Annotated in this window: 6 protein-coding genes and 1 pseudogene; 2 read left to right on the plus strand and 5 right to left on the minus strand. The window is 63.4% G+C overall.

Annotation, left to right across the window (positions count from 1 at the left end):
- Nucleotides 1–205 (plus strand): annotated as a pseudogene (locus C1D09_RS01690) (hypothetical protein); the annotation flags it as partial.
- Nucleotides 206–252: 47 nt separating this feature from the next.
- Here the strand turns inward: C1D09_RS01690 and C1D09_RS01695 are convergent.
- Nucleotides 253–456 carry a DUF3126 family protein gene (locus C1D09_RS01695; RefSeq protein WP_019857879.1) on the minus strand — a complete coding sequence of 68 codons (204 nt, stop codon included), beginning with the start codon at nucleotides 454–456 and terminating at the stop codon, nucleotides 253–255.
- A 153-nt stretch (nucleotides 457–609) separates the two neighbouring features.
- Nucleotides 610–1,458, minus strand: a complete 849-nt coding sequence (gene cysE / locus C1D09_RS01700; protein WP_143972690.1) for a serine O-acetyltransferase — start codon at nucleotides 1,456–1,458, stop codon at nucleotides 610–612.
- A gap of 133 nt (nucleotides 1,459–1,591) precedes the next feature.
- Between cysE and C1D09_RS01705 the strand changes: the two genes are divergently transcribed.
- On the plus strand, nucleotides 1,592–2,197 hold the full coding sequence (locus tag C1D09_RS01705; RefSeq protein ID WP_143972691.1) for an HD domain-containing protein: 606 nt from the start codon (nucleotides 1,592–1,594) through the stop codon (nucleotides 2,195–2,197).
- Between the two features lie 263 nt (nucleotides 2,198–2,460).
- Here C1D09_RS01705 and C1D09_RS01710 read toward each other — a convergent pair whose 3' ends face one another.
- From C1D09_RS01710 to C1D09_RS01720, 3 genes are read right to left on the minus strand one after another with little or no spacing between them, the layout of a single operon-like run.
- Nucleotides 2,461–3,228, minus strand: a complete 768-nt coding sequence (locus tag C1D09_RS01710; protein ID WP_143972692.1) for an alpha/beta fold hydrolase — start codon at nucleotides 3,226–3,228, stop codon at nucleotides 2,461–2,463.
- A gap of 17 nt (nucleotides 3,229–3,245) precedes the next feature.
- Nucleotides 3,246–3,806, minus strand: coding sequence for a DUF192 domain-containing protein (locus tag C1D09_RS01715; protein WP_143972693.1), 561 nt, complete (start codon nucleotides 3,804–3,806; stop codon nucleotides 3,246–3,248).
- 24 nt (nucleotides 3,807–3,830) lie between these two features.
- Nucleotides 3,831–4,376 (minus strand): cold-shock protein, encoded by a 546-nt coding sequence (locus C1D09_RS01720; RefSeq protein WP_010909180.1) that lies wholly within the window; start codon nucleotides 4,374–4,376, stop codon nucleotides 3,831–3,833.
- Between the last annotated feature and the right edge of the window lie 48 nt (nucleotides 4,377–4,424).

The raw sequence follows: 4,424 nt of genomic DNA on the forward strand, positions 1-4,424 counted from the left end.
GCGCGGGGAAAAGGACCCTTTCGTGGCCCGCTGCTTGAGCGAGCCGAGTGCCGGTCAATCGCTGGCACCGTGCGAGCGGGACATCCAGGTCGGCGACGATCTCAGCCTCACCTACCGTTTTCCCAAGGAATTCCTTGGCGATTGGCAGGCACTCGACGCGGCAATGACCGCGGAGGCCGGGCGAATGCTGAAGGCCGGACATTGAGAGACAATGGCAGGCCGCGCCTGGCGCGGCTGCCATTTGATACGGGCTCAGCCCAGATCGATGTCGAGGATCGCCATCGAGAAGTTGTAGTCGCCGTCGTCCTCATCCTTGAAGACGATGCCGAGGAATTCGTCACCGACATAGACTTCGGCGGAATCTTCCTTGCGAGGCCGTGCCTTGACCTCAAGCTTGGGGTTCTGGAAGACGCGCTTGAAATAGGCGTCCAGCTTTCTGATTTCGTCCGGCTTCAACAGTCTTCTCCGATCATCGGGCTTGCTGGTTTGAAGGGCGCTTCTGGCACGTCGACAATGGCGATGTAAAGGCAAGCCGGCCGTATTGCACCGGAAGCGGCAGCGCCGCCGGACAAAATCGCAATCGCGCCGGAGGGCGCGCCGGCGCGGAAATCAGATATCGAAGCTTATCACCTGGTCCATCGACTGCGACGGCAGCAGCTGGTCCATCTGGCGCGAAGGCTGGTCGCACCCGGTCTCGCCGACCACGCGGGCCGGCACACCGGCAACCGTCTTGTTGTGCGGTACGGGCGACAGCACCACCGATCCGGCGGCGACCTTGGAGCAATGGCCGATCTCGATATTGCCGAGAATCTTGGCGCCGGCGCCGATCAGCACGCCGCGGCGGATCTTGGGATGGCGGTCGCCGCCGGCCTTGCCGGTGCCGCCCAGCGTCACGCCGTGCAGGATCGACACATCGTCCTCGATGACCGCGGTCTCGCCGACGACGAGGCCGGTGGCGTGATCGATGAAGATGCCCTTGCCGATGCGCGCGGCCGGGTTGATGTCGGTCTGGAAGACCGAGGAAGAGCGGCTCTGCAGATAGAGCGCGAAATCCTTGCGGCCCTGGGTCCACAACCAATGCGCCAGCCGATGGGTCTGAATGGCGTGGAAGCCCTTGAAATAGAGCACAGGCATGATGAAACGATCGCAAGCCGGGTCGCGGTCGTAATAGGCCTGGATGTCGACACGCACGGTGGTCGGCCATTCCTTGTCGTCAGCCAGCATGGTCTTGAAAGTCTGGCGGATGAGATCGGAGCCGATATCCTGATGGGCAAGCCGCTCGGCGATCCGGTGGATGACGGCCTCTTCCAGGCTCTCCTGGTTGAGGATCGTCGAATAGAGGAATGCGGCAAGCAGGGGGTCGCGGTTGACGGCGTCCATCGCTTCGTCGCGGATCGAACGCCAGATCGGATCGACCGGCTGCAACGCGCCATGGCGGGAAATGCTGATGCTGTTCATCGACGTCGCGTCCTGCGTCCTGCTGGCTTGCCTGTTGTCCGGCCGCACATATAAGCCAGATCATAGCACGATTGAACTCAATTTTCCTTAGTGCTGTGTCAAATGGATTTGGTTCGCAGGAATTCAAGCCGCCATGGAAAACGAACCCTTGATCGACACCGCCCTGAAAACCGAGCTTTCGGCGCTCTACGACGCCCCGGATCGCCACTACCACAACCTCGCCCATATCAAAGCGATGCTGGCGCTGGCCGGCGACTATCGCGCGTCGCTGCATGACCCCGACGCTGTCGAAGCAGCGATCTGGTTCCACGACGCCATCTATGACAGCAAGGCCAAGGACAATGAGGCCAGAAGCGCCGCGCTTGCCGCGCAAAAGCTCGCGAGCCGAACCGACCCGGAGCGCCTATACCGCATCGGCGCGATGATCCTCGCTACCGCCACACACCAGTTGCCCCAGTTCGATGACGACGCGGCCACTCGCGACGCCAGCCTCTTCCTCGACATGGATCTGTCGATCCTGGGTGCCGCGCCGGATGCGTTCGACGCCTATGAACGCGCGGTCCGCCGCGAATATGACTGGGTGGAGGAGCCGATGTGGCGCGCCGGGCGGGGTGCCGTGCTGAAGGATTTCCTCGCGCGCCCGCGCATCTTCCACACCGAGGAATTTCACCAGCGCTTCGAGCCGCAGGCCAGGCTGAACATGGCGCGCTCGCTGGAGGCCCTGCAAGGGCTCTCGTGATCTTCGCCGAAGTTCTCCGGGCGCCCTAAACGCGGCCCTGTGTCGGTCCCACGCCAGGCATTGCGTCAAACAGCGCCGCCAGAAACGCCTGGACGAGCGAACGCTGGGCGTCGGTCCTGCGATAGGCGACGCGATGCGCATCTCTCCCGCCGCGCCCAGGGATCGGCGAAGTGGCACGGCAGGAAGCCGATGAAATTGCCCGACGAACGCGCATGGCGGCCGTGCTCCTCCCTATTTTGCCGCTGTTGCCCCCGGCGGACCGCTCAAAGCGGATATTCGGCATAGAACTCCAGCACGCGTTGCTTGAAAGTCTTGTCCCCGACCGCCAGCATATGGTCCCTGCCCTCGATGTGGAAAGCCCTGGCGTTTGGCATCAGGGCGGCGAGTTCGTCCGGCGAGCCGCCAATGTCGTCCGTGGTGCCGACCGCGACCAGCGTCGGCTGGGCGATGCGGGCGATGTCCTGCTCGCTCAGCAATTCGCGCGATGTGGCGATGCAGGCGGCAAGCGCCCGGCGATCGCTGCGGGTCTGGTCGGCGAAAGCGCGGAAAGAGCGGCCGCGCGGATGGGTGGTCGTGGCCGGATCGTCGGCAAGCAGGGCGTCGGCAATCGGATCCCAATCGCCGACGCCATCGATCATGCCGATGCCGAGGCCGCCAAAGACCAGCGTCGCCACCTTGTCCGGGTCGGACAGAGCCAGAAACGCCGCGATGCGGGCGCCCATCGAATAGCCCATGACATGGGCCCGTTCGATGCCGAGATGACCGAGCAGGGCGGCGGCATCCGAGGCCATTTTTGCCGGCGTATAGTCGGCCTCGTCATAGCTCTTCGATGACGAGCCATGGCCGCGATTGTCGAAGGCGATGGCGCGATAGCCGGCATCGTTGAGCGTCTTGAACCAGCCCGGCGACACCCAATTGACGTAGTGGCTTGAGGCGAAGCCGTGGATCATGAGCACAGGATCACCCTCACCCGATGCCGGTTGGCGGTCGAGGAAGGCAAGATCGAACCCGTCGTGGGAGAAGAACCGCATTGGCTGCCCTACCTCGTTCAGCCGCCGCCGTTGGGTGCATCGCCATTGTCCGGCGGTGGCATGCCGGGCCCGGATATGGTGCCTATTGCCGGGTGGCGCAGCAGGTCGCCATACCCGATGCCATATTTGGCGGCGGTGCCGGCCTTGAGCTCGAGCACGAAGCGCACGGGCACGCCGGGTGAAATGATAGCCTGGGATTGCGGTTCGCCATGCTTGACGGCGCGGATCTTGCCATCCTGGCCGACAAAGATCAGGTCAAGCGGCATCGGCGTGTTCTGCATCCAGAAACTGACCTGCTGCTGTATCTCGAAAACGAACAGCATGCCGTGATCGTCCGCCATGTCCTGGCGATACATCAAGCCGGCCTCGCGCTCGGCGTCGTTGTCGGCGATTTCGATCGAGAAGGAGCGATTCCCATCTTTCGTCGCCACGACCAGCGGCGTCGGGTCGACCGGAAGAATCATCGCCCGGCTGTCGGCCGAGGTGGGCCGTTCCGAATAGAAGAAAGCGCCTGCGGCCACGATAACGGCCGCAATGGCGCAAAACACGCCCGCCGTCAGCCAGTTCCTGCGAGTCATCCAAGTTCCTCGGCCGAAATCGTCCTAGTGCGAAACCGGCAAGGTGCCCATATCGGGGTGAATTTCGGCGGCCATAAGGCCTTTGTCACCGCGGCCGAAACGGACAAGCACGACCTGCCCCGGACGAAGCTCGGTGATGCCATAGCGGCGCAACGTCTCCATATGGACGAAAATGTCCTCGGTGCCTTCGCCGCGTGTCAGGAAGCCGAAGCCCTTGGTGCGGTTGAACCACTTGACCAAAGCGCGTTCGAGCCCGCTCTCCGGCGTCACCGCGACATGGGTGCGCTGTTCCTGCATTTCCGCGGGGTGGACGGCGGTGGTGACATCCATGGAAAGCACACGAAAGGCCTGCAGCCCGCGATCGCCCTGCTTGACAAGGCAGACAACGCGCGCGCCCTCCAGGGCAGTCTGGAAACCGTCCCGTCGAAGACATGTCACATGGAGGAGGATATCGCCCGAGACACCGTCATCGGGCAGGATGAACCCATAACCCTTGGCCACATCGAACCACTTGATGGCGCCGGCAATTTCGGTCAGGTCGGCGGCGTCGCCGCCTTCGTCGCGCTTCAAAGCGTCGCCAAGGGTTCCGGCCCGCCCCGTCAAAGAGGCCTTTTCCCC

The organism is Mesorhizobium intechi (assembly GCF_002879535.1).
Taxonomy (GTDB): domain Bacteria; phylum Pseudomonadota; class Alphaproteobacteria; order Rhizobiales; family Rhizobiaceae; genus Mesorhizobium; species Mesorhizobium intechi.

What these genes read in the sequence shown, in the direction of transcription:
- cysE (WP_143972690.1), bottom strand. Translation starts at nt 1,458, where the DNA reads ATGAACAGCATCAGCATTTCCCGCCATGGCGCGTTGCAGCCGGTCGAT.
- C1D09_RS01705 (WP_143972691.1), top strand. Translation starts at nt 1,592, where the DNA reads ATGGAAAACGAACCCTTGATCGACACCGCCCTGAAAACCGAGCTTTCG.
- C1D09_RS01710 (WP_143972692.1), bottom strand. Translation starts at nt 3,228, where the DNA reads ATGCGGTTCTTCTCCCACGACGGGTTCGATCTTGCCTTCCTCGACCGC.
- C1D09_RS01715 (WP_143972693.1), bottom strand. Translation starts at nt 3,806, where the DNA reads ATGACTCGCAGGAACTGGCTGACGGCGGGCGTGTTTTGCGCCATTGCG.